Genomic DNA, 23,949 nt, shown 5'->3' on the forward strand with positions numbered 1-23,949 from the left:
CACCGCGCGGTGCGCGCGCCGGAGGGATGTGGACGGCCCGCTCAGAAGCGGGCGCGGATGCCGATCGATGCCTTCTGCCCGCTGTAGATGTCGATCTGGCTGTGGTGGCCGCTGCTGCCGGGCCAGATCTCGTCGTTGGCGTACCAGGTGCCGCGATGGCGCCTGAGCAGGTTGTTCACCGAGAAGAACGCCTCCAGCCCCAGAACGTTGTCGCGGGTCTTGCGGATGAAGGTGTAGCTGCCCGACAGGTTGACCTCGGCGTAGGGAATGAACGGCTGCGACTGGGTGATGGTCCCGCCCGGGGTGGCGATGTTGCCGGTCTGGCCACGGTCCTTCTCGTTGGAATAGACGCTGTTGAGGCTCAGCCGCACGCGCCCGTACTTCCAGCCGACGCCGAACTGCGCCACCTGCGAGGCCACCCGCGGCAGCGGCTCGGACGGATTGGCGTACATGTACGCGCCGCGCACGGTCAGGCCACGCAGCACGCCGGGCAGGTAGTCCATGGCATGGTTGAACTCCAGCTGCCAGGCATCGACGCTGATGGCGCGGTCGGACTGGTTGGCCGACGTGCTGAAGGTGGCGTCGGCATACTGGTCGCCGCTGTAGCCGAACTCCTGCGCGGACAGGTTGCGGGCGACGATGCCGTTGCGGATGCGGTTGTGGTAGTAGTTCAGCGCGACCAGGCCCACCGGTTCCCAGTACTTCACCGCGCGCAGCGCGAAGTTGTCCGAGTACTCCGGCTTGAGGTTGACGTTGGGCGCGGTCACCACGGTGCCGTCCTCGGTCTCGGCCACCGACCACACCCCGGCGATCACGCCCACGTCCGGGCGCTGGATGGCGCGGTTGTAGCCGGCGATCAGGTCCAGGCCGTTGTCGAAGGAGTATTTCAGCGAGGCGCTGGGGAAGAAGTCGTCGTAGCGGCTGCGGCGCTCGATCCGGTCGCGGGTCAGGTACTGGTACTTCAGTCCCTCGATGGTGGTGGCGCGGCCGCTGCCGGCGTCCACGGCATGGCCGGCGGCCGCCACGTCCTGCGCGCTGAGCGGGTCGAACTCATGGGCGGTGTTGCGGGTCTGCTCCCAGCGCACGCCGAACTGGCCCTTGAGGTGGGCGCTGAAATCGGCCGTCGCCATGACGTAGGCCGAACCGATCTGCTCGTCCAGCCGGCGCGAGTTGGCGATATGGGCGTCGTACCAGTTCGCCGCGGTCAGCGTGTTGCTCCATTGTTCCGGGTTGGCCTGCATCATCTGGTACAGCCTGGTCAGGCTGGGCATGTACAGGCTGCCGCCGTTCAACGTGGTCACGGTCATGCCGCCGCGGCCGAAGGTGAACACGTTGTCGCTGCGGATGTGTTCGAGCAGTTCGGCCTTGCCCATCGGCCCGGTGTAGGTCCACTTGTGCGCGGCGGAGGTGTTCTCGTAGGCGTAGCGGGTGGTGGACAGCTTCAGCCCGGTCTTCCAGGTCACCGGCACGCTGCCGATGTCCTGGAAGATGCTCAGGTCCAGGCTGCCGCCGCTGTTGCGCGCCTCGGCGGTCTTGCCGCTGCGGGTGGTGACCGTCGCCGGGCCGCTGAAGGTGTAGCTCGAGGGCAGGCTCCAGTCCGGTCCGCTGGTCTGGACGATGTTCCAGTCCTGCGCGTACTGGCTGCTGCGCGAGGCGCTGAAGTTGCCGGTCGAGGTGACCGGGTTGAAGGTCTGCACCTGGCCCTTGCGGGTGGAGTCGTACTGGCTGTCGGAGTTGGAGTAGAACAGGTTGCCGGCCAGGCGGAACTTCTCGGTGCTCCACTCGAAGCTCGGGATCAGGTTGCGGCTGTGGCCGAACTTGTAGTTGTAGGTGCTGGCCGTGCTCAGGGTGGTGGCGGTGGCGGTGGAGCGGGTGGTGAAATCCAGCGCGGGGTCGCCCTGGACGCCGCGCGAGCGCGCATTGGTGGTGAACGTGGGCGCGGGCTGCGCCGCTTCGATGTCGCCGCGGCTGGCCGAGGCCATCAGCGACAGGATCAGCTGGTCGGTGGCCTTGAAATCCACGCCGAGCGAGGCGGCCCGGCGGTTGTACTCGCGTTCGTAGTTGGTGCCGACGATCGAGGTGACCGCATACGGCTCCGGGCTCGCCGCGGTGGGAATGTAGTTGCGGTTGGCGGTGGTCTGCACATGCTCGACCAGGCTGGTGCTGTTGCTGATGCCGGCGGCGACGCCCAGGCGCCCGTCGAGGAACACGTCGGCGTAGCTGGCCTTGAAACCGGGCAGGAACCTGCGGTCGTAGCCGCCCTCGCGCGGGCCGCTGCGGTACTTGTCCCACAGCGCGGCGTGGGTGGCGCCGCTGACATCGACGGTGATGCGCCGGCCCTTGCCGTCGAACGCCTTGCGGGTGCGGATGTCGATGGTGCCGGCCGGGGCGTTGGCGTCCATGTCGGCGCCGCTGGTGGTGTAGACGGTGATCGAATCGACGCCGGTCAGGGCCGATTGCTCGAAACTGAAGGTGCGCGAGGCGGCGGCGCCGTCGTTGGCATCCACGCCGGCCAGCTTGACGCCGTTGATGGTCACCCCGGTGTACTGCTGCGGCAGGCCGTGCAGCGAGATGTTGCGCGGCACGTCGTCGGCGGTGACGTCGAAGTCCACGCCCGGCATGTTCTTCAGGAACTCGCCCGGGTTGCCGTCGATGATCTCGCCGTAGCTGTCGGCCGAGAGCGTGTTGGTGATGTTCATCGACGCGCGCTGTTCCATGATCGCGCGGGCGTCGCCTTCGCGCGCGCCGACCACCTGCAGCGTGTCCAGGGTGGTGTCGGCGCCATCGCCGCGCCCGGCGAGCGTGCTGTAGAGCTCGATGTCCACCCGTTCGCGGCCGTCGTCGTCCAGTCGCACGGTCTTCTCGACGTCGCCGAAGCCGGCGTAGCTGACGCTGATGGTGACTTCGCCGGCCGGCACATCGGCCAGCGCGAACTCGCCACGCTCGCCCGAGTACACCGTGCGGGTGCCGGCGGCGCTGGTGATGCGCACCGCGGCATTGCGCAGGAAGCCACCGGTGGCCGGGTCGAACACACTGCCGGTGATGTAGCCGGTGCCCTGTGCGGGCGTGCCGCCGGCGGCCTGCTTCCTGCGCAGGGTGATGATGCCGCCGTCGTCCGAACGGATCTCCAGTCCGGTGCCCTGCAGCAGTCTGCGCAGCGCATCGCGGGCATCCATTTCGCCGCGGATGGCCGGCGTGTGGATGTCCTTCAGTGAGCCGGCGGGCGCCACGATCTGCACGCCGGCCTGGCTGGCGAACTCGGGGATCGCATGCGCCGCCGGCTGCGCCGGTACGTTGAAGTGGCGCTGCTGCGCCATCGCCTGGGGCGTGGACGCCAGTGCCAATACCACGGCGCTGGCCAGTAGGAGCTTCTTCGGTTGGATCATTTCGCTGCTCTTGGTGTGGGGGTGCCCGACGGGGTCCCTCCATAGAGCTGCGGCACCGGGTGCTTCCTCCATCTGTCACGAAAAATTCATGGGCGTGCCGGCGCGGCGGCAGGCGCCGGCATCGGTCACGGCCGCCGGCTGAGCACGACCACGCCGTCGCGTTGATGGGCCTGCGCCCCGAACACCGCGGCCGCGGCACGCGCGAAGCCGACCGGGTTGCTGGCGGCGAACAGGCCGGTAATGGGTTCACCCGCGAGGTCCGGGTCGGCGATGACGATGCGCACGTCGCTGTAGCGCGAGAAGCTGTGCGCCGCGTCCGCCAGCGACTCGCCGCGGAAGGCGATCTTGCCGTCGCGCCATGCCAGCTCCTGCTGCAGGTCGGTGGCCGACAGCGGCGTGGGCGCGGCCGCCGCGCGCCCGGCCGGGAGCGACAGCCGCATGTTGGCGCCGATGCCGGCGCGCACCGCGCCGTTGTCCACCGCATCGAGCCAGCCGGTCTGCACCACGATCTGCGCCGGCTGGCCGGCCAGCCGGCGCACGGCGAACGCCGCCGTGCCCGCGTCGAAGCGGCGGCCATCGACCTCCACCCGCAATGGCGTGGCATTGGCCGCGGCCTCGAAGAACACTTCGCCGCACTCGACCTCCACCCGCAGGCGGCCGTCGTCGTCGTGGATGCTGACCCGGCTCTGGGTGTTGAGGGTGAGCGTGGAGCCACCGGCCAGCGGTACCCGGCGCATCTCGCCCTTGGCGGTGGCATAGGCGGTGGGTACCGGGACGCTGACGAACAACAGCGCGGCCAGCACCAGCGAGGCGGCCACCGCGCCGGACCAGCGCAGCAGTGCACGGTAGCGGCCATCGCCGCGGCGGTGGCGGGCGGGCGCCGTGGCGGTGGCGCTGGTGGCGGCCTGCAGGTGCGCGCGGTGCAGCGTGTTGCCGGCAGCGTGGGCCTGCTGCCACAGCGCCTGCGCGCGTACCAGCGCGCCGCGGCGGCGGATATCGCCCGCCAGCCACAGCCGCAGCCGCTGCTGGTCGGCCGCGTCCAGCGGCGCCCGGTCCATGCGTGCCACCCAGGCCGCGGCGGCCCGTGCGATCTCAGCGCTGCTTTCGGGTCCGTCCATGGGGCGATCTCGTGTCCGCATGTTGCGTGGAAGGGGAAGGGGCATGGGCCAGGCCGGCGCTGATCCAGTCGCCGAGCCAGCGGATGCCACGTGAGATGTGTTTTTCCACCGTGCTTTCGGACAGCCGCATGCGCCGGGCGATTTCCCGCTGCGGCAGGTCGTGCACCCGACGCAGCACGAACGCTTCGCGGGTCTGGCCGGGCATCGCGGCGATGGCCTGCGCCAGCTGCCGCAGTTCGTCGCGGTCGATGGCGCGCTCTTCCGGGGTGGCGGCGGCGTCGGCGAATTCGACGTGGCCGAAGTCCTCCATCGCCTGGATCGACACGATCCGCGCGCGGCGCAGGTTGCGTATCACCAGCGACTGCGCGACCTGGAACAGATAGGCGCGTGGATTGAGGATGTCGTCCAGCCGCGTGCGCTCGGCCAGCAGCGCGTAGCTTTCCTGCACGATGTCGTCGACATCGAAGCCGGCGCCGTGGCGGCGCCCGAGCCAGGCCCGCAGCGCCGGCTCGTGCGGCAGGATGTGGCGCACGAACCAGCGTGTCCTTGCGCCGTCGTCGAGCAGGGCATCGACGGCCCCGGTCTCTTCAATTGAAAGCGACAAGCGTTCTTCCCCGGCCCCGGCACCGCGCATGCAAGGGCGGGATCATGCCGTCGCCGCGGTTGCAGTCTGGTTACAGCCTCCGCGCCCGCAGCCACCGCGACGGACCACGCGGCGCACCCGGGCCGCCGCCACCGGGCGTCGATTGCCGCCGGCCGCCGGTGCCACGCATGCGCCGCGGTGCCAGTCGCGTTGCCGTTGCGGGCACATGTTTCACTCGGCTTTGCGCGGCCCGCACGCTATCGTTGCGCCGCCGGAGGATGGAACAGGATGGAGCGATCGTGGCGGCGGACGAAGGGACGGCCCGGCGGTGCGCAAGGCGTTGCGGGCATGGGGGCGTGGGTGGCCACAGGTAGGGCGACGGCCGCGGGCCGGGCATTGCACGCGCTGGGAGCGGCCGGGCTGGCGCTCGCCTGCCTGGTGGCAGGCGCATGGGGCGCGCTGGCGCTGTGGTTCCAGTTCCCCGGCGGTGCGCTGGCACGGGGCGTGGCCGTCGCGGCCTGGTGCGTTCCCTGGGGCTGGGCGCTGCGTGCCAGCTTCGCCCCCGCGCGGCGTTGGTGGCCGCTGGCGGTGTTCGCCGCGGGGCTGGTGCTGCTGCTCGGCTGGTGGACGACGATCCAGCCGCGGCAGGACCGGGCGTGGGCCGACGACGTCGCGCAGCCGCTGCGTGCGCGGATCGAGGGCGGGCGCCTGCTGCTGGACAACGTGCGCGATTTCCACTGGCGCACAGAGGACGACTACGACATCCGTTGGGAGCGGCGCGAGTACGACCTGGCGCAGGTGCGTTCGGTCGACCTGATCCTGTCCTACTGGATGGGGCCGGCGATCGCGCACACGCTGGTCTCGTTCGGCTTCGCCGATGGCCGGCAACTGGTGTTCTCGCTGGAGATCCGCAAGGAGCGCGGCGAATCGTTCTCGGCGCTGGGCGGCTTCTTCCGCCGCTTCGAGGCGGTGCTGGTGGCCGCCGACGAGCGCGATATCGTGCAGGTGCGTACCAGCGTGCGCGGCGAGGACGTCTATCTCTACCGCCTGCACGGCCTGGACCCGGACGCGATGCGCGCGCTGCTGCGCGATTACGTGGCGCTGGCGCAGGCGCTGCAGCGGACCCCGGTGTTCTACAACTCGCTGACCAGCAACTGCACCACCATCGTGTACGAGCTGATGCGGCGGGTGGTGCCGACGCTGCCGCTGGACTACCGGCTGCTGCTCTCGGGTTACCTGGCCGAATATGCCGCCGACGTGGGCGGGCTGACCCCGGGCGTGCCCTACGCGACGCTGCGCGCGCGCGGCCGCATCACCCTGCGCGCCCGCGAGGCGGGCGACGCGGCCGATTTTTCCCGCCGGATCCGCGAAGGCGTCCCCGGCATCGCCGAGGAACATGTTCCATGACGCACGGGCTGCAGGCGCGCATGCGCCGCTGGCTGTTCCCGCTGTTCGCCGCGGCGATGCTGCTGTGCAGTGGCTGCGCGATGGTGAAGGTCAAGCCGGTCACGCCGGCCGACTACACGATGCTCAAGCGCGACGACATCCTCAACAGCGGCCGGTTGAGCGCGCTGTCACAGGAAGCGCTGAGCGTGATCGGCCTGACCGCCGCGCAATGCGCGCGGGATCTGCCCGCCTGCCGGCAGACGGTGGCCACCACCGATGGGCTGCAGACCGAGCAGCGCCTGTCCACGCTGGCCGAGCTGTGGATGCAGCAGGCGCTGGCGCTGACGCCCAAGGCCAGGGCGGGCGAAGCGGCCACGCTGTCCGACGCCGCGCTCGACGCCTGGCTGGAAACCGCGCGCTATGCCTATGCGTACCTGTTCTTCAGCGGGCGGACGCCGGCCGAGCGCGCGCTGGAGGACCGGCTCACCCAGGTGCGCGACTACTACAACTACGCCGCCGAACAGACCGCCGCGGTGGTGTTCCAGCAGACCCGCGCCCGCGCGCTGGAGGGCGCCGATTACCGCAGCCCGGTGCAGGTGGACCGCTGGACGATCCGCGCCGATTTCGACCGGCTGCGGCTCAATGGCGTCCCCCGGCAGCTGGTGCCGGCCGCGTCGCTGAGCTTCGCCGGCCTGCGCAGCACCTACCGTCGCGATGGCTTCGGTGCCGAACTGGTGGTGGTGATGGAGGCGCCGCCACTGGCGGTTCCGGTGGACGGCGCCGGCCCGGTCGCGGCACCGGTGTTCAGCGAGATGCCGGCGATCAACGCCACCGCGCTGCTGCGTTTCGGCGGCGGCACCCTGGACGAGGTGCTGGCCACGCGCGAGATCCGCCTGGAGGCGTGGTCGCCGGACACCACCAGCAGCTTCCGCCTGGAGGGCCAGGAGGTTCCGCTGGCGGCCAATTTCACTGCTGCCTACGGGCTGTGGATGGCGCAGTCCGGGTTCGCCACCGAGTCGCTGCGCACCCTGTTCGGCCGGGGCGAAGGTATCCGCGAACCGCATATCTACCTGATGCAGCCGTACGATCCGGACCGCCGCATCATCTTCATGCTGCATGGCCTGGCCAGCAGCCCGGAGGCATGGGTGAACCTGGCCAACGAGATCATGGGCGATCCGGAAATGCGCCGGCACTACCAGATCTGGTCGGTCTACTACCCGACCAATGCGCCGATCGCGTTGAACCGCTACACCATCAGCAACGCGTTCAACCGCACCCTGGACCACTTCGACCCGGGGCGCACCGCCGCGGCCAGCCACGACATGGTGTTCATCGGCCACAGCATGGGGGGGGTGATCGCGCGGCTGATGCTCAGCGAGTCGGGCGACACGCTGTGGAACGGTGCGGTGGAGCGCTTCAACCTGCGCGGCGAGCGCCTGCGCCGGGTGGAGGCCCGGCTGCGGCCGCTGGCGCGCTTCTCACCCCAGCCCGATGTCGGCCGCGCGATCTTCATCGCCTCGCCGCACCGTGGCACCGATATCGCCGGCAACCGGCTGGGGCGGCTGATCGGCAAGCTGGTGCGGCTGCCACTGACCATCCTGGGCAAGTTCGAGGACGTATTCCTGGCCATGCAGGATGGCGGGCCGTCCGCGGACACGTCCAAGCCGCCGCGCGTCGGCAACAGCATCGACAACCTCAAGGCGAGCGACCCGTTCATCAGCGCTTCGTCCGCGCTGCCGATGGCGCCGGGGCTGAAGTACCACTCGGTCATCGCCCGACGCAAGGCGGACGTGCCGCTGGAGGCATCCGACGACGGGCTGGTGCCGTACTGGAGCGCGCACCTGGACGGGGCGTTGTCGGAAAAGGTGATCCTGTCCGGGCACAGCGTGCAGGAAACCCCGGAAGCGGTGCTCGAGGTGCGCCGCATCCTGCGCCAGGACCTGCGCCTGCACGACGGCGGCACCGCCCGCTGAGCGGTCCCGCGCCGGCGGGCGGCGGCCGTCGGCGCCAGCGGGCCGAGCGGTCCGCGGTGATGCGCCGCGGCCGTGCCGCCGGCGGGTGGCCGGTGTCAGCCGGCCCCGGCCAGCTCCCGACCGCGCCGCGCCGCCGCGGCCACCGCGTCGCCCACCAGCGCGTGGAAGCCGCCGCCGGCCAGGGTTTCCAGCGCGGCCTGGGTGGTGCCGTTGGGCGAGGTGACGGCCTGGCGCAGGGATGCGGGGCTCTGCCCGCCCTCGGCGAGCATGCGCGCCGCGCCGAGGATGGTCTGCACCACCATCTGCCGCGCGGCGTCATCGGCCAGCCCCTGCGCGCGGGCCGCGTCCTCCATCGCTTCGGCGAGCGCGAACACATAGGCCGGGCCACTGCCGGACACGGCGGTGACCGCATCCATCAGCGCCTCGCGTTCGATCCAGCGGATCTGCCCGGCCCCGGCGAGGATGGCCTGGGCGAGCTGGCGTTCGGCATCGCCGACCTCGGCGCCGGCGTACAGCCCGGTCATGCCGGCGCCCAGCAGCGCCGGGGTGTTGGGCATGGCGCGCACCAGCACCGCGGCGTCTCCCAGCCACCCGCGCAGGGCGGCCAGGGGGATGCCGGCGGCGATCGACACCACCAGGGTGCCGGCGCGCAGCCGTGGCGCCAGTTCGGTGCACACCGCGGCCATGACCTGCGGCTTGACCGCCAGCACCACCACCTGGCCGTCCAGCGCCGCCGAGGCGACGGCGGCGGCGGTGCGCACCCCATGCTCGCGCTGCAGCGCCTGGCGCAGGGCGTCCTGGGGTTCCACCACCTCGATCGCGGCGGCCGGCACGCCGGCCCGGGCCACGCCCGCGATCAGGCTGCGGGCCATGTTGCCGCCGCCGACGAAGCTGATGCCGGTGGGAAGGGAAGACGTCGGGTGGTTGCCGCTCATGCAGGCCTCGTAACGATCGGGGGCGGGTCTCACCGGCCGCCACCACATGGCAGCGCCCGGGCGCACAGTGTAGCCAGCCACGCGGCGCGGGGTGCCCGGGCGGCGGCCGCACCCGGGCCGGGCGGCCCGGCGTCGGCGGTCGCGGCGGCGGCTGTGACGCGCTGCCTGCAATCGGCCGCCATGGATCGACCTCTTACGCCGGAGGGCTATACTGGACGGCAGGGGAAACACCTTCCAGCCATCCGCAACCTTGGGGAAACACAGCGCATGGACATCGCTGAACTTCTGGCGTTCTCGGTCAAGAACAAGGCCTCGGACCTGCACCTGTCCGCCGGCCTGCCACCGATGATCCGCGTCGACGGCGACGTGCGCCGCATCAACATCCCGGCACTGGACCACAAGCAGGTCCACGCGCTGGTGTACGACATCATGTCGGACAAGCAGCGCCGCGACTACGAGGAGTTCCTCGAGGTCGACTTCTCCTTCGAGATTCCCTCGCTGGCACGCTTCCGCGTCAACGCGTTCAACCAGAACCGCGGTGCCGGCGCGGTGTTCCGTACCATTCCCTCGGAAGTGCTGACCCTGGAAGACCTGGCGTGCCCGCCGGTGTTCCGGCAGCTGATCGAGCAGCCGCAGGGGCTGATCCTGGTTACCGGCCCGACCGGTTCGGGCAAGTCGACCACGCTGGCGGCGATGGTGGACCACATCAACAAGAACGAGTACGGCCACATCCTCACCGTCGAGGATCCGATCGAATTCGTGCACACCCCGCAGAAGTGCCTGATCAACCAGCGCGAAGTGCACCGCGACACCCACGGCTTCAACGAGGCGCTGCGTTCGGCGCTGCGCGAGGACCCGGACTACATCCTGGTGGGCGAACTGCGTGACCTGGAAACCATCCGCCTGGCGCTGACCGCCGCGGAGACCGGCCACCTGGTGTTCGGTACCCTGCATACCAGTTCGGCGGCCAAGACCATCGACCGCATCATCGACGTGTTCCCGGCCGGCGAGAAGCCGATGGTGCGCTCGATGCTGTCCGAATCGCTGCGCGCGGTGATCTCGCAGGCGCTGCTGAAGAAGGTCGGCGGCGGCCGCATCGCCTCGCACGAGATCATGGTGGCCACCCCGGCGATCCGCAACCTGATCCGCGAGGACAAGGTCGCGCAGATGTACTCGGCCATCCAGACCGGCCAGCAGGCGGGCATGCAGACCCTCGACCAGAACCTGCAGGACCTGGTCAAGCGCAGCCTGATCACCCGCAACCAGGCCCGTGAATACGCCAAGGACCGGCGCCTGTTCGAATAAGGCGCAAGGTGACGGCGCGGCACGCCGCGTCGCCGTTGCGCCGCGCAAGGCGTACAGTCGGTACCGGCAATGCCGTCGGCCCCGGGGGAGGGCGCCGGCGCCGGCCTGCAGATCAAGGTTCCACAGGAGCCCGTTATGAGCACCATTGATTTCACTTCATTCCTCAAGCTGATGGCGCACCAGAAGGCGTCGGACCTGTTCATCACCGCCGGCATGCCGCCGTCGATGAAGGTGCACGGCCGGATCAGCCCGATCACGCAGACGCCGCTGACCCCGCAGCAGAGCCGCGACATGGTGCTCAACGTGATGACGCCGGCGCAGCGCGAGGAGTTCGAGAAGACCCACGAGTGCAACTTCGCCATCGGCCTGTCCGGCGTGGGCCGCTTCCGCGTCAGCTGTTTCTACCAGCGCAACCAGGTGGGCATGGTGCTGCGCCGGATCGAGACGCGGATCCCGACGGTGGAAGAGCTGAACCTGCCGCCGGTGATCAAGACGCTGGCGATGACCAAGCGCGGCATCATCCTGTTCGTCGGCGCCACCGGTACCGGCAAGTCGACCTCGCTGGCGGCGATGATCGGCTACCGCAACCAGAACTCGACCGGGCACATCATCACCATCGAGGACCCGATCGAGTTCGTGCACAAGCACGAGGGCTGCATCATCACCCAGCGCGAGGTCGGCATCGATACCGACAGCTGGGACGCGGCGCTGAAGAACACCCTGCGCCAGGCGCCGGACGTGATCATGATCGGCGAGGTCCGCACCCGCGAGGGCATGGACCATGCCATCGCCTTCGCCGAGACCGGCCACCTGGTGCTGGCGACGCTGCATGCCAACAACGCCAACCAGGCGATGGACCGCATCATCAACTTCTTCCCCGAGGACCGCCGCAGCCAGCTGCTGATGGACCTGTCGCTCAACCTCAAGGGCGTGGTCGCGCAGCAGCTGGTGCCGACGCCCGATGGCAAGGGGCGCCGGGTGGCGATGGAGATCCTGCTGGGCACGCCGCTGGTGCAGGACTACATCCGCGACGGCGAGATCCACAAGCTCAAGGAAGTGATGAAGGAATCGGTGCAGCTGGGCATGAAGACCTTCGACCAGAGCCTGTTCGAGCTGTACCAGGCCGGCGAGATCAGCTACGACGACGCGCTGCGCTACGCCGACTCGCAGAACGAAGTACGCCTGCGCATCAAGCTCTCGCAGGGCGGCGATGCCAAGACCCTGTCGCAGGGGCTCGATGGCGTGGAGATCGCGGGTACGCGCTGAGCGATCGCCCGCTTGACCGCCCTGCCCGCACGGGCAGGGCGCGGGCCCGCCGTGCAGGCGCGGCCGCTCCCTGGCTTTTTGCCACCCCGGCGCAATGCGCCGCATCCGTCCGCGTGGCGCCGCCCGCGGGCACCTGTCTGCAGTGACCTTCCCGGGACTGTCGCCCGCGCCCGTGCGTGCCCGTCCGCGGTGGACGCATGCGCGCTGCATGCCCTCGCTGCCCGGCCCGCGGCGCCGCCGGCAGCGGCCGCGGCGCCGTCTGCGGAGTGGGGGCCGGGTCCGTAAGCAGTTGTTGTAATTTTGTGAAGTAAACGTGAAAATGTGACCCGTGTGGGAATTGTTCTGCGGTCTGCGGCCCAATTCCAGATCAGGGGGCTTCTGTCTTACATGCAACGCGTTGCTGCTGAATGGCGGCGACGGTGGATGCGTGCGCGGGTAGGGATGTCATCCCCTCCCGGCGGCGGATGGGGCACAGGGCAGTGCTTTGCAGATGGGGGCTGGATGGTTCAAGTGCTTGAAGATGCTGCCCGGGCCGCGTTCGCGTGCCTGCCGGGCATGCCGTTGCCGCGCCTGGCGCGCCGCTGGCCCAGGGTGGCCAGTCTGCTGCTGCTCCTGCTGCCGTGCGTGGTGTCCGCCGCACCGGTTGCCGGGGGCGCTTCGCCCGCCGCCGGGGCGACCCTGCCGGCCCGCAAGCCGGGACTGTGGGAAGTGACCCTGGCCGCGCACGCGGCGCAGGGTCCGGGGAGCGCGATGCAGCCCGAGGTGACGGTGCGCCAATGCACCAGCGCCGCCGTCGAGCCGGTCATGCTGCTGGCACTGTTGCCGGCGCACGAGAACTGCAGCCGTACCCAGGTCACCCGGCGCAGCGGGCAGGGCGGCGGCCATGAGATCGCCACGACCTGCAGCACCCACCAGAGCCCTGTGCAGGGACGCATGGAACTGTGGGGCGACCTGCGGTCGGTCTATGCCGGCACCTTCAGCGTCCGCTTCCCGCAGGCACCGCAGAACAACGTCGGCCCGGTGCGGTTCCAGGGGCGCTGGCTCGGGCCCTGCGGTGCCGGGCAGCGCGCCGGCGACATGCGCCTGCCCAACGGCATCACGGTGAACGTGGCCGACGATGCCGCGCGCGTCCAGGGCCATGCCCACTGAATGACCCCGCCTGTTCCGGCCCCGCGTCCCGCGGGCACCGCGAGCCGCGGCCACCGGGTGGCCGCTCTTCCAAATCTACATGCCGCATTCGAATCACGGGTACCGCCCATGAAGGCTTCAGCTCACCCCTTCGACACCACCGCACCCACCCTGCGCGAGGCAGGCGGCCTGCAAAGCCGGCGCGCCGGTGTCCTGCACTGGCGGCCGCGCATCGGCGCGGCACTGGCGGCACTGGGCCTGTTCTCGCTGCTGGCGCTGGCGCCCGCGGTGCAGGCGCAGATCAGGAACGGCGGTTTCGAGACCGGCAGCTTTTCCGACTGGACGCTGCGCGATTACAACCGCCCGAATGTCCTGGCCACGGATGCGCCGACCACTTCCGCGCAACTGGGGCTGGTAGCCACCGGGGCCACGACCACCGGCGGCAATGGCAGCGGCTACCGCGCGCAGATCCTCACCTCGCCGGGTACCGCGGCCAATACCAACGGCATCCTGCGGTTCCCGTTCTCGGGAACCGCATCGGCCCTGGTCGGCGGCAACGACGGGCAGGCGAGGAAGGCCACCTCGATCGAGCAGCAGGCCACGATGACGCTGGCCGATGTCGACCCCGTGGACGGCAAGGTGCATATCCGCTTCGCGATGGCGCCCGTGCTCTACGACGCCGGGCATACCGCGGTGCAACAGCCGTTCTTCTTCGTGGAAGTGGTCAACAAGACCAAGGGCGACACCCAGCTTTTCCAGACGTTCAACTTCGCCGGACAGGCCGGCATCCCGTGGACCCGGGTCGGCAACTACCGCTCCACCAACTGGCAGGGCTTCGACATCGCCCCCGGCAACGGCCGCCTGGATCCGGGTGACGTGGTGGTGCTGAAGGTGTTCGTCTCCAACTGCCAGCCAGGCGCCGCCGATCACACCGCGCAGGTCTACATGGACGTGTTCGGCTCGAAGATGCCGGGCCTGAGCGTGGCCGCGTCGGGGCCGTCCACCACCAAGCCCGGCGAACAGGTCACCTATACCTACAACTACATCAACAACAGCGGCGTGTATGCGCTGGGCTCGATGGTGCGCCTGGCCGCGCCGGTCACCGCGGACGGCAAGTACCTGGCCTTCGTTCCCGGCAGCTACCCCAACACCTGCACCGGCATCCACGATGGCATCCCGCCGCGCGCGGACTACATCGATTGTCCGGTGGGCGACCTGGTGAACGGCGCCGGCGGCAGTTTCCCGGTCACCTTCACGGTACCGGCCGACGCCGCGACCTCGGGCAGCGGTGCGGTCATCAACAATGGCGACTACGACGTCCGCGCCAACACCGTCAGTCCGTTCATCGGACCGCTGGTGAAGACCCGCATCGCCGGCGGCGCGACGGCGCTGGTGGACCTGGGCATCGCGATCAGCAACGGCAACGTGCCGTCCTACCTGGTGGGTGACGCGGTCACCTACGAAGTGACGGTGACCAACCACGGCCCGGTCGACGTGGCCGGCGCGCTCATCCGCCAGACCACGCTGAGCGGCGTGGCCAACACCGCCGCGGCCGCCTGGACCTGCAGCGCGCCGGGTACGGCCAGCTGCGGCGCGGCCAGCGGCAGCGGGCCGCTGGATACCACCGGCAACCTGCCGGTGGGGCAGAGCCTGGTCTATACGATCACCCAGCTCAATGCCGTGGTGGCCGGTGCGCCGGTCGTCACCGTGGTTGCGGTGACGCCGCCGTCGGGCATGACCGACAGCGTCTCCGCCAACGACTCCGCCGGCCTGAGCACCCCGGTCAGCGCGGACCAGTACACCCTGACCGTGAATACCGCCGGCACGGGCTCGGGCCGGGTCGATGCCGTGCCGGCCGCGCTGGCCTGCCCGGTGGCGTCGGTGCCCGCGGCGGCCTGCAGCCAGCAGCGGCTGGGCCAGGACGAAGACGCCTACCTGACCGCCGTCGCCGGCGCCGGCAGCATCTTCAAGCAGTGGGATGCGGCCGGCGACTGCGTGGCGGTCAACGGCAGCGAGTGCCACGTGAACATGGGCTCGGCCGACCGCAGCGTCACCGCCGTCTTCGCGCGTGCCTGGGTGGTATCGCCCACCGTCATCGGCGGCACCTGGACCGGTGAACCTTCGGTGGAGGAAGGGACGACCGGCACCTTCACGGTCACGCCCAACGTGGCCGGCAGCGCGCCCACCGTCGTTTCCGATACCTGTGCGGTCACCCAGAGCGGCCCGGCCGGCGGCAAGTACACCTACACGACGGGGTCGGTAACGGCGGACTGCGCGTTCCGCGTCGAGTTCCCCAGCCCGGTGCTGGCGGTCAGCAAGAGCGCCTCGGTAGCCAGCGCGGCGGTGGGCGCGACGTTCGACTATGTCATCGAGGTGCGCAACACCGGCGCCGTGGCTACCACCGCCGCGGTCCAGGTGAGCGATTCGATCCCCAACGGGCTGACGGTCGTGCCCGCATCGCTGCCCGCCGGCTGCGCGCAGAACCTGCAGGTGGTGTCCTGCACCATTGCCTCGCTCGCGCCCGCCGACACGGTGACCCGCACCATCAGCGTCACCGCCACGGCGGCCGCCACCGGCAGCACCAGCAATACCGCGACCGTGAGTGGCGGCGGCGATACCGCGTGCCCGGTGGCGACCCCCTGCCGCAGCAACACGGTGGTCGTGACGGTCGGCAACCGCCCGGACCTGGCCATCAGCAAGAGCGCCTCGGTGGCGACGGCGGTGGTTGGCACGGCGTTCGACTACACCCTCACCGTGACCAATACCGGTACCGGGGCCACGACCGCCGCCGCGACGGTGACCGACGTGATCCCGACGGGCCTGGCGATCGGCAGCCTGCCGACCGGCTGCGTGCTCGACCCGGCCGGCAGCCAGACCGTGGCCTGCACGATCGCCGCCGGCCTGTCCAACGTGGCGCCCGGCAACACCGCGACCTACGTGATCCCGGTGACGCCGATGGCCGCGGCCGCAGGCAGCGTGAGCAACACGGCCAGCGTGAGCGGCGGCGGCGATCCCGACTGCACCGCCGGCTGCGCCAGCAACGCGGTGACGACCACCATCACCACGCCGGCGCTGGCCATTGCCAAGCGCGCCTCGGTGGCGACCGCGGTGGTCGGCGTGGCGTTCGACTACACCCTCACCGTCAGCAACACCGGCACGGCGGACACGACGGCCGTGGCCACGGTCGTGGATGACGTGCCGGCGGGGCTGACCATCAACGCCGCCCCGGGCTGCGGGATCGCCGGACAGACCGTGACCTGTACGGTCGCGGCGGGGCTGACGGCCGCCACCCCGGTGGACTTCACCATCAACGTCACCCCGACGGCGGCCGCGGCCAGCAGCGTCGGCAACACCGCGCGGGTCAGCGGCGGCGGCGATCCGCTCTGCACCGCGCTGGCGCCGTGCGACAGCAATACCACGACCACCACGATCACCGCGCCGGCACTGGCGATCACCAAGAGCGGCCCGGCGAGCGCGATCGTGGGCGTGCCGTTCGACTACGTCATCACCGTGAGCAACACCGGCACGGCCGATGCGACCGCGGACGCCACGGTCACCGACGAGGTGCCGGCGGGCCTGCTGATCAACAGCGCCACCGGCTGTACCGTCAGCGGCCAGACGGTGACCTGCACCGTGCCCCGCGCCAGTCTCGCGATCAACGCCACGGCGACGATCACGATCAACGTGTCGCCGATCCTCCATGGCAGCAATGCGGTGAACAGCGCCCGCGTGGCGGGCGCTGGCGACCCGGCATGCCCGGCGGGCACGCCCTGCGCCAGTGCCGCGGTCACCACCGCGCTGATCGCGCAGAACCCGGTGCTGGACCTGGTCAAGAGCGCAAGCGTGCCGACCGGCTACGCCGCTGGCGAAACCCTGACCTACAGCTTCGTGCTGACCAATGCCGGCAACGTGGCGCTGAGCGGCATCACGTTGAACGACCCGCTGCTGGGCGGCCCGGTCGCCTGTCCGGGCAGCACGCTGGCCGTGGGCGCCTCGATGACCTGCGGCCCGCGCCTGTACGCGCTGACCCAGATGAACGTGGATGCCGGCGTGCTGGTCAACAGCGCCACTGCCCGTGGCCTGCCGCCCGCGCCCGCGCCCGGCGTGGCGCCGACGGCGGTCACCGGCAGCAGCACCACCAGCACGCCGATCACCCATGCGCTGGACCAGGAGCTGAGCAAGGCCGTGACCGCGGACAGCAGCGGCGGCGATGCGGCCGTGGGCGACGTGCTGACCTACACGGTGACGCTCACCAACCGGAGCAACGCGACCCTGGCCAACGTGGAGCTCAGCGATGCCCTGATCACGCCGCGCAGCATCGTCTGCGCCAGCGTGGCCCCGGGCGCGGCCTGCCAGCTGGTCGGCACCTACACCGTCACCCAGGCCGACGCCGACGCCGGCATGGTCCGCAACACCGCGCAGGCCGGCGGCCCGTTGTGCCCGGCCGGCACCGGCGACCCGCGCTGCACCACGACCCTCAGCACCCCGGTGGTGTCCATCCGCGCCAATGACGATGGCGCCACGACCAAGGCCGGCATGCCGGTGACCACCCCGGTGCTGGACAACGACACCCATGTCGGCGGCGCGATCGATCCGGCCAGCGTGACGCTGACCGCGACCTCGGCGGACGGCACCGTGAGCGTCGACCCGGCAACCGGCGCGATCACCTTCGTTCCCGCCCCCGGTTTCGCCGGCACCACCACCTACTCCTACCGGGTGTGCCTGGCCGCGCCCAACGCGACGGTGTGCGACACCGCCACGGTGACGGTGGTGGTGGCGTTGCGGGTGATCGTCGCGGTGGATGACCTGCCGCCGGCAACCGATGGCAGCACCGGCGCGCCTTCGCTGGGCAATGCCTACGACAATGACACCCTCGACGGGGCACCGGTCGACCCGGCAAAGATCACCGGCCGCGTGACCGCGCCGGCCACCTCGCCCAAGGGCGGCCCGGTGCCGGTGTTGGATCCGGCCACCGGCGAGGTCAGCGTGCCGCCGGCAACGCCGGCGGGTACCTACACCATCGGTTACCGCATCTGCGAGGTGCTGCATCCGGGCAACTGCGCCGATGCAGGCGTGACGGTGACGGTCACCGCGCCGGCGATCGAGCCGGTGGGCGACAGCGGCGAACCGCTGTCCGGCGATGGCGGCGGCACCACCCCGAGCGTGCTGGAAAAGCACACGCTCGGCGGGCGCCCGATCCGTCCCGGCGAGGTCACCGTGGTCCCCGGCGTGCCGTCGCACCCGGGCCTGAAGATGAACCCTGACGGCACCATCCGCATCGGTACCGCGATCCCGACCGGCACGTACACCTACCCGTACACGATCTGCGAGGTGCTGAACCCGGGCAACTGCGTTACCGCCACCGTGACCGTGGTCGTCGCCGGCCAGGTGCAGCTGCGGGTGAGCAAGGTTGCCGGCATGCGCGAGGTGCGCCTGGGCGACCTGGTGCGCTACACGCTGACCGTCGAGAACAGCGGCAATGTCGGCCTGGTGGCGGGCAGCGTCATCGACACCCCGCCGGCGGGCTTCAGCTACGTGGAAGGTTCGCTGCGGGTCGAGGATGGCGACAATGCCGCCACTGTGGCCGGCCAGCACCCGCTGCGCTTCGACGGGCTGGACGTGCGCGCCGGCGGCAAGGCGCGGCTGGTGTACCTGATGCGGGTGGGTGCGGGCGTACGCGCCGGGACCCTGGTCAACCAGGCGCAGGCGCGCTCGCTGGAGGGCGAACCGCTGTCCAACGTGGCCACCGCCGAGGTGACCCTGGCGGGCGATCCGCTGCTGGACGACAGCCTGGTGTTCGGCACGGTGTTCAACGACCGCGATGGCGATGGCTGGCAGGACAGTGCCGCGCTGACCGGCGTCACCGTGCAGGGCGGGTTCGCGCCGGATGCGTACGTGGCCCATTCCACCACGCTGGATCGTGGCGACGGCATGCAGCCGCAGGCCGATGCCAGCGCACCGCTGCTGCATGGCATCGTCGTGGGCGCGATCGGCGGACGCCAGTCCGAAGCCGATCCCGCCGATGCGCGCCAGGTGGTGGTCCGCCAGCGCCTGCGGGCACTGGATTTCAGCGACGACTTCGTGCTGACCAGCGACCAGGGCGTGAGCGTGCGCATGGACCGCGCGGGCGTGACCACGGTCCATCGCGACGGCGAGGCGGCCAAGGGCATGAACGCGGCGGCACCGACCGTGGAGCGGCGCATCGCCCGCGGTGCGGACGACTACGTGGTCGACTACGTGATCGGCAATGCCGGCATCGACGAGCGCGGCATTCCCGGCGTGCGCATCGCGTCGGTGGAAGGGCTGCTGGTCGAAACCGACCAGTACGGCCGCTACCACCTGGCCGGCATTCCCGGTGGCGCGTGGGAGCGCGGTCGCAACTTCATCCTGAAGGTCGATCCGTCCACCCTGCCGACCGGCGCGGCGTTCACCACCGACAATCCGCTGCTGCGCCGGGTCACCCCCGGCATGCCGGTCCGCTTCGACTGGGGCGTGAAGCTGCCGGAACGTGCGGTCGAGGGCGGCGCGCGCCAGGTGGAGATGGAAATGGGCGAAGTGTTCTTCGCGCCCGGCAGCGCCCAGGTACAGCCGCGCTACCAGCCGGCGGTGGAAGCCATGGCCGCGAAGGTGCGCGAGCACCCGGGCATGGAGGTGGTGATCCAGGCCGAGGCCAGCAACGAAGCGCTGGCGTTCGAACGCGCGGCGGCGGTCAAGGCCGCCCTGCTGGCGCAGCTCGACGAGGCCACGGCCAGGACCTTGCGCGTGGTTGCACGGGCCAAGGTGGGCGACACCGCGCCGCTGGTGGCCGGCATCGACGGCCAGGGCGTGCTGCTGGGCACGCTGCTGTTCGATACCGGCAAATCCGCCATCCGGCCGGGCTTCGACGCGTTGCTGGACACGGTGGCCGCCGCGCTGGAACGGCTGGGCAGCGGCCGCGTCTCCATCGTCGGCCACGCCGATATGCGCGGTTCCGACGCCTACAACACGGCGCTGGGCCTGGCGCGCGCCAGGGCGGTGTCCGATGCATTGGGCAAACGCCTGGGCGCCGAAGCGCGAAGCAGGCTGCGGGTGGACATCGCGGACGTGCCGGCGGTGCCGGCTGGCGTGCGCAAGTAAGGGGCCGGTCATGGACAAGCGTATGAAGATGAAGGTGCTGGACTACACCCTGCTGTGCCTGCTGGCCGGCGCGACCACCCCGCTGGCCACGGCCGCGGCGACGCCGGACGGCGTCGCATCCGCCGAGCCGGCCGAACCCCGCGCGGGCGCGCCGGAACCGGCGCCTGCGGCGCTGGACTGCGGCGCGGACGCCTGCACCGGCGACGACGGCCTGTTGTTCCAGCTGCGCACGCGCAGCCATGCCGCGCCGGTGACCCGGGGCACCCATGCCGGTTCGTCGTCCGACGCCCTGCAGCCCGATCGCCGGGTCGAGGTGTCGGCCGAACCGCAGGGCCGGGCGGTGGCGATGGGCAAGTACTCCATCGACCTGCCCGGTGGCGGGGTGGTGTGGGCGACCGAGGATCCGACCCTGGGGTCACCGGAGCTGTCGGTATCGGCGCCGTCGATGGTGGCCTTCGACGGCGAGCGCCTGCTCAAGCCGGTGCAGTTCTATGCGCGTGGCAACTATCCGGCCTTCATCGAACGCATGGAGGTGCGCCTGTACCGCGCCAGCGATGCCGACCTGATCGAGCCGCTGGCGAGCGTGCCGCTGGACGTGGCGGCGGTCAGCCATGGCGAGTGGGACGGCGCGTTGCCGGGCAAGTACCGCTTCCGCAAGGGCGATGAGCTGGTCTACGTGTTGCGTGCCACCGGCGCCAACGGCCAGTTCGACGAGACCTCGCCGCGCGTGCTGCAGCTGGTGTCGCCGGAAGATGCCGAGCGCGGCGCCAATGCGCTGCGCAACAGCACCGAGAAGCGGCTGGGCAATGCCCTGAGCGCCGAGCAGGCGCAGACCCAGAGCCTGATCGACGATGTCTTCGCCGGCAGCGGCCTGCGCCAGCAGAACATCCCGCTGTACGGTTCGCGCATCCGCATCCAGGGCCGCAACATCCCCACGGGCATGGCGCTGAGCATCAACGGCCAAAGCTATCCGGTGGACCTGGAGCGCAAGTTCGTCGCCGAGTACCTGATGCCGGTCGGCACGCACCGCTTCGACATCGGCGTGGGCGGCGAGGGCGGTCCTGCCCACCACCTGGACGTGGACGTCACCGGTCGCTACTTCTTCGGCGTCGCGCTGGCCGACGTGACCATCGCGCAGAACAAGGTCAGCGGTTCCAACGAGCCGTTCCGCGGCGACGCCAACTACCGGGACGATGTCATCAGCGACGGCCGCCTGGCGTTCTACGGCAAGGCCAAGCTGCGCGGCCGCTACCTGGTGACCGCGCAGGCCGATACCACCGAGCGCGACCTGGACCGGCTGTTCAACGGTTTCGGCAAGGCCGACCCGCAGGACATCTTCCGCCGCCTCGATCCGGACCTGTACTACCCGGTCTACGGCGACGATTCCAACACCCGTCGCGACGTGGACACGATGGGCCGGTTCTACCTGCGCATGGACTGGGACAAGAACCAGGCGCTGTGGGGCAACTACGCCACCGGCCTGACCGGGACCGAGTTCGGCCAGTACCAGCGCGCGCTGTATGGCGCGGCGCTCAACTGGCGCTCGAACGACAGCAACCGCTGGGGCGATGCCGGCAGCGAACTGCGCGTGTTCGGTTCGCAGGCCGAAACCGCGCCGGGCCACAGTGAATTCATCGGCACTGGTGGCAGCCTGTACTACCTGCGGCATACCGACCTGCTGCCGGGTTCGGACGTGGTGACCCTGGAGATCCGCGACCGCAGCAGCGGCCGTACCGAGAACCGGGTGGTGCTGCAGCGCGGGGCCGACTACGAGATCGACGAACTGCAGGGCCGCCTCCTGCTGACCCGCCCGTTGGCGCAGATCACCCGCGACAACAGCCCGACCCTGACCCGCGATGCGCCGCTGGACGGCTTCGAACAGCGCCTGCTGGTGGACTACGAGTGGGTGCCGGCCGGCTTCGATGCGGACGGCGTGACCGTGGGCTTCCGCGGCAAGCACTGGATCGGCGACCACGTCGGCCTCGGCGCGACCTGGGTCGACGAGAGCCGGGCCGGCGAGGACTACACGCTCAAGGGCGCCGACCTCACCCTGCAGGCCGGCAAGGGCACCTACCTGAAGGCCGAGTACGCGCATACCGAATCCTTCGGCGTGCCGGCGTTCTTCTCCGACAACGGCGGCCTGAGCTTCATCCAGCAGAACGACACCGCGTTGAACCGCAAGGGCGATGCCCGCTCGCTGGAAGCCCGCGCCAATTTCAGGGAGCTGGGCTGGACCGAACAGGACTGGGCCGCCGGAGCATGGTGGCGCCAGACCGACGCCGGCTATTCGGTGTCCCGCTACGACACGGGCCTGCCGGTGACCGAGTACGGTGCCGAGCTGCTGGGCCAGTTCACCCCGGACCTGGGCCTGTACACCCGCTACACCCGCGCCGAGCGCGGTGCCGATACCCTGGCCCAGGCCCAGGCCACGCTGCAGTGGCAGGCCAGCGAGGCGGGAACCCTGAGCGCCGAACTGCGCCGGGTCGACCAGCAGGGCAGCTACCTCGATGCCATCGGCACGCTGGCGGCGGTCAAGTACCTGCACCGCTTCGGCGCCACGATGGAGCTGTACGGCGTGGCCCAGCTGACCGTGGACGATGACGGTGGCAAGTATGCCGACAACGATGCCCTGACCCTCGGTGCCAAGCACCTGTTCGGCAACAACTCGTCGGTGGGCGCGGAAGTGACCGACGGCGACCGTGGCAACGCCGCCACCGTCAATGCCGAGTACCGCATCAGCCCGGAACACGCCTTCTACGGTGGCTACACCTATTCGGCCGACACCACCGAACGCGACCCGCTGTTCAATCCGGGCGGGCAGAACGGCTGGACCCTGGGGCAGCGCTGGCGGGTGTCCAGCCAGGTCAACGTGTTCAACGAAAGCCAGTTCCTGAAGGAGCGTGGCGAGGCCGGGCTGGCGCATACCTTCGGCATGGACTTTTACCCGGCGCAGGGCTGGAACACCGGTTTCACCCTGTCCAACGGCGAACTGGAAAGCACCGGTGGCGGCGTGGTCGAGCGGCGCGCGGCCAGCATTTCCGGCGGCCGCACCTCGCCCGATACCGATTGGCAGAGCAAGCTGGAATGGCGCCGCGACAGCGGTGCCGAGCGCCGCGAGCAGTGGGTCAGCACCACCCGCATGACCCACCGCATCAACGACAGTTGGCGCATCGCCGCGCGCTTCAACTACGCCGATACCGACGACCGGCTGGATCCGGCCGAGGGCGCCCGTTTCGTCGAAGGCAACTTCGGCTTCGCCTACCGCCCGTGGAACAGCACCCGCTGGGGCCTGTTCGGCCGCTACACCTACCTCTACGACCTGGCGTCGATGGGCCAGCTGGGCGGCGCGCAGTACGACCAGCGTTCGCAGATCGTTTCGTTCGAGGGCGTCTACCGCCACGACCAGCACTGGGAATTCGCCGGCAAGCTGGCCCGCCGCGAAGGCGAAGTGCGCATGGGCCGCGGCGGCGGTACGTGGCTGGATTCGGCCACCACCTTCGGTGCCCTCCAGGCGCGCTACGAACTGCGCGCGCAATGGCATGCGCTGGGCGAATACCGCCAGCTGCAGGTCAAGGACGGGGGCACCCGGCAGGGCTTCCTGGTGGGCGTGGACCGCGACCTGAGCGGGAACTTCCGCATCGGCGCCGGTTACAACTTCACCGAGTTCAGCGACGACCTGACCGACTTCGACTACGACCACAAGGGCTGGTTCGTGAACCTGAGCGGTCGCTACTGACCCTGCCCGCAGGTTGG

General features: G+C 70.4%; 11 protein-coding genes. 7 read left to right on the forward strand and 4 right to left on the reverse strand.

What is annotated here, in order from left to right; genetic code table 11:
- Positions 1-41: 41 nt before the first annotated feature.
- From ACJ7VY_RS04275 to ACJ7VY_RS04285, 3 genes are all read right to left on the reverse strand, one after another.
- On the reverse strand, positions 42-3,386 hold the full coding sequence (locus tag ACJ7VY_RS04275) for a TonB-dependent receptor domain-containing protein (protein ID WP_409476428.1): 3,345 nt from the start codon (positions 3,384-3,386) through the stop codon (positions 42-44).
- Positions 3,387-3,511: 125 nt separating this feature from the next.
- Complete coding sequence (locus tag ACJ7VY_RS04280; protein WP_313229160.1) at positions 3,512-4,504, reverse strand: FecR domain-containing protein; 993 nt, start codon at positions 4,502-4,504, stop codon at positions 3,512-3,514.
- Complete coding sequence (locus tag ACJ7VY_RS04285) at positions 4,479-5,108, reverse strand: RNA polymerase sigma factor (protein ID WP_313229162.1); 630 nt, start codon at positions 5,106-5,108, stop codon at positions 4,479-4,481. The genes ACJ7VY_RS04280 and ACJ7VY_RS04285 overlap by 26 nt, the downstream gene beginning before the upstream one ends.
- 327 nt (positions 5,109-5,435) lie before the next feature.
- Here ACJ7VY_RS04285 and ACJ7VY_RS04290 point away from each other — a divergent pair, with 327 nt between their 5' ends.
- Positions 5,436-6,494 carry a DUF4105 domain-containing protein gene (locus ACJ7VY_RS04290; protein WP_409476429.1) on the forward strand — a complete coding sequence of 353 codons (1,059 nt, stop codon included), beginning with the start codon at positions 5,436-5,438 and terminating at the stop codon, positions 6,492-6,494.
- On the forward strand, positions 6,491-8,446 hold the full coding sequence (locus ACJ7VY_RS04295) for an esterase/lipase family protein (protein ID WP_104938224.1): 1,956 nt from the start codon (positions 6,491-6,493) through the stop codon (positions 8,444-8,446). The genes ACJ7VY_RS04290 and ACJ7VY_RS04295 overlap by 4 nt, the downstream gene beginning before the upstream one ends.
- Positions 8,447-8,541: 95 nt before the next feature.
- Here ACJ7VY_RS04295 and proC read toward each other — a convergent pair whose 3' ends face one another.
- Complete coding sequence (gene proC / locus ACJ7VY_RS04300; RefSeq protein ID WP_409476430.1) at positions 8,542-9,381, reverse strand: pyrroline-5-carboxylate reductase; 840 nt, start codon at positions 9,379-9,381, stop codon at positions 8,542-8,544.
- A gap of 267 nt (positions 9,382-9,648) precedes the next feature.
- Here proC and ACJ7VY_RS04305 point away from each other — a divergent pair, with 267 nt between their 5' ends.
- The 5 genes from ACJ7VY_RS04305 to ACJ7VY_RS04325 all read left to right on the forward strand — a co-directional run bounded on the left by ACJ7VY_RS04305 (position 9,649) and on the right by ACJ7VY_RS04325 (position 23,932).
- Entirely contained in the window at positions 9,649-10,686 is a 1,038-nt protein-coding gene (locus tag ACJ7VY_RS04305; RefSeq protein ID WP_104938226.1) for a type IV pilus twitching motility protein PilT, read from the forward strand.
- Positions 10,687-10,821: 135 nt separating this feature from the next.
- The gene (locus ACJ7VY_RS04310; protein WP_104938227.1) at positions 10,822-11,952 is read left to right on the forward strand and encodes a PilT/PilU family type 4a pilus ATPase; all 1,131 of its coding nucleotides are present in this window, start codon (positions 10,822-10,824) and stop codon (positions 11,950-11,952) included.
- Positions 11,953-12,462: 510 nt separating this feature from the next.
- Positions 12,463-13,101, forward strand: coding sequence for a DUF3617 domain-containing protein (locus ACJ7VY_RS04315; RefSeq protein ID WP_240211687.1), 639 nt, complete (start codon positions 12,463-12,465; stop codon positions 13,099-13,101).
- A 108-nt stretch (positions 13,102-13,209) separates the two neighbouring features.
- Positions 13,210-20,196, forward strand: coding sequence for an OmpA family protein (locus tag ACJ7VY_RS04320; protein ID WP_409476431.1), 6,987 nt, complete (start codon positions 13,210-13,212; stop codon positions 20,194-20,196).
- Between the two features lie 10 nt (positions 20,197-20,206).
- Entirely contained in the window at positions 20,207-23,932 is a 3,726-nt protein-coding gene (locus tag ACJ7VY_RS04325; RefSeq protein ID WP_409476432.1) for a hypothetical protein, read from the forward strand.
- Positions 23,933-23,949: the final 17 nt, after the last annotated feature.

The organism is Stenotrophomonas sp. Y-13 (genome assembly GCF_046267925.1).
Lineage (GTDB): Bacteria > Pseudomonadota > Gammaproteobacteria > Xanthomonadales > Xanthomonadaceae > Stenotrophomonas > Stenotrophomonas acidaminiphila_A.

Coding starts and splice junctions, on each gene's coding strand:
- ACJ7VY_RS04320 (WP_409476431.1), top strand. CDS start 13,210: ATGAAGGCTTCAGCTCACCCCTTCGACACCACCGCACCCACCCTGCGC.
- ACJ7VY_RS04275 (WP_409476428.1), bottom strand. CDS start 3,386: ATGATCCAACCGAAGAAGCTCCTACTGGCCAGCGCCGTGGTATTGGCA.
- ACJ7VY_RS04305 (WP_104938226.1), top strand. CDS start 9,649: ATGGACATCGCTGAACTTCTGGCGTTCTCGGTCAAGAACAAGGCCTCG.
- ACJ7VY_RS04280 (WP_313229160.1), bottom strand. CDS start 4,504: ATGGACGGACCCGAAAGCAGCGCTGAGATCGCACGGGCCGCCGCGGCC.
- ACJ7VY_RS04325 (WP_409476432.1), top strand. CDS start 20,207: ATGGACAAGCGTATGAAGATGAAGGTGCTGGACTACACCCTGCTGTGC.
- ACJ7VY_RS04310 (WP_104938227.1), top strand. CDS start 10,822: ATGAGCACCATTGATTTCACTTCATTCCTCAAGCTGATGGCGCACCAG.
- ACJ7VY_RS04290 (WP_409476429.1), top strand. CDS start 5,436: ATGGGGGCGTGGGTGGCCACAGGTAGGGCGACGGCCGCGGGCCGGGCA.
- ACJ7VY_RS04295 (WP_104938224.1), top strand. CDS start 6,491: ATGACGCACGGGCTGCAGGCGCGCATGCGCCGCTGGCTGTTCCCGCTG.
- proC (WP_409476430.1), bottom strand. CDS start 9,381: ATGAGCGGCAACCACCCGACGTCTTCCCTTCCCACCGGCATCAGCTTC.